The sequence below is a fragment of the Thiomicrorhabdus marina genome (assembly GCF_017571465.1).
In the GTDB taxonomy this organism is placed as follows: domain Bacteria; phylum Pseudomonadota; class Gammaproteobacteria; order Thiomicrospirales; family Thiomicrospiraceae; genus Thiomicrorhabdus; species Thiomicrorhabdus marina.
The window spans coordinates 1-1,587 of sequence record NZ_JAGETV010000054.1 but is presented as its reverse complement, the minus strand read 5'-3'; the positions used below and the strand labels follow the sequence as shown (position 1 = coordinate 1,587).

At 40.9% G+C, this 1,587-nt stretch carries 2 protein-coding genes; one reads left to right on the top strand and one right to left on the bottom strand.

Annotation, left to right across the window (positions count from 1 at the left end; translation table 11 throughout):
* Positions 1–845, bottom strand: an 845-nt coding sequence (locus J3998_RS13015) for a DUF5011/hyalin repeat domain-containing protein (RefSeq protein ID WP_208151097.1), incomplete at its 3' end; no start/stop codon positions are given.
* Positions 846–975: 130 nt separating this feature from the next.
* Here J3998_RS13015 and J3998_RS13010 point away from each other — a divergent pair.
* Positions 976–1,215, top strand: coding sequence for a helix-turn-helix domain-containing protein (locus tag J3998_RS13010; protein ID WP_208151096.1), 240 nt, complete (start codon positions 976–978; stop codon positions 1,213–1,215).
* Positions 1,216–1,587 lie beyond the last annotated feature (372 nt).

The window sequence follows — 1,587 nt, the reverse complement described above, 5'->3', positions numbered from 1 at the left end:
TCTTTATTGTCCGAAGCAGTAGCTCCTGAATCAGAGTATGTAGATCCTTGTTCAATAGTTATAGAAGCACTGCCGATTAGAGTGATTACTGGAGCAGTGGTGTCAGCAGGTTCAGTGGTTGAGCCACCTGTTTCAGTATTTGAGTCACCTGTTTCAGTATTTGATTCTTCTGCCTTTTGACCTACATCATCAGACATACCATTATCAGAAATATTGGGCTCTTCACCTGCTTCAGTTTTTTCAACGATTACTTCTGCTAAGGCTTCTACTAGTTCTGAGTAGTTTGCATCGGAATCTATGTCTGATATCAGGGAGTGAATAGCTTGAGCAGCAGTATTAACACTTTCATCCCCACTAGCAATGTAGTCACGATCAAATTCTTGCTCTGTACTTAACCCGAGAAATGACTTGGCTAATTCTTCTGCCTCAGTTAGCGACTTACCTGTTGAAAGAAGTGCATTAACCAAGGTAGAGATAGGTGTTACTTTTTGATAACCGGCAGGTGCGGTTAAGATTCCTGTAAATGGGACTCCCGGATTATCCATATCCTCAGCACCATTAGCACCAGGCACACAAGTTACCGCAACATTTGGAGGTGTTGGTAGTCCTGGAATTGTAAAGTTACCCAATTCATCAGATGGCTCTGTTGTAAAGGCATCATCTACTCCATCACCATCTCTATCCGCAGAGCACGTCATTCCTTTAATGTAGCCATCAATAACTTGACCAGAAAAAGCCGCTTCAGCAGCAGGAGTTTCTTCTGAGCTCCCCCCTCCGCCACCACAAGCAGTCAAACCTAAAAATGGGATTGCTGCTAAAGCAGTTAATAAAATTTTACTCTTCATTAGATGTCCTTTTCAATAGCGTAATGTATAGCTATTTTTGCCATCGCCACTATAACAAATCATTTTCGTAATGCAAATCTCAATTTGTATCTGATTTAGGTACAAGGCAGTTTGTTCCGATAATCGGGACATGAAAACGCTTTACAGTCCTCAATCATATCTACTGGGTGCTTGGCTTCGTTCGCAACGTGAAGCTAAGGGGTTAACTATGCGTCAAGTAGCAGGATTGATAGGTAAACCACACTCATTCATAGCAAAGATTGAAGAGGGTCAACGCCGCTTAGATGTGGTGGAGTTCGTCTGGTACTGTCAGAAGCTAGAACTCGATGCTCATGCTGGTTTGGATTTACTATTGGAATCTAATGCTTAACTAGGTATCTCATTGACCTACGGGGGGCTACCTTCTACAAACTGACCACATTTGAAAGAACTAAGGCGTTAATAAATCCGAGCAATTTTTTCTTAATGAATTTATCTGTATGTTGGTGTACGTTTGATGGTATGTGTACGTTTTTGATCTGTGTAGAGGTAGTTGATGTGGTTTAAAGGTGCCATTAATAATTGTACTTGTCAGACTTCCAATAACTGACGGGTGTTATTTAGTTACACAGTAAAGTTTAAAGTCGCAAAAACAACAATAATTTAATTAAGGAAACGCGTAACAAGTCCAGCTTGCCTGTCTGTTTGACCTCAAACTCCAGTTTTTGCTGAATTCCAGTTATTATTCTGCCATTTACCACCT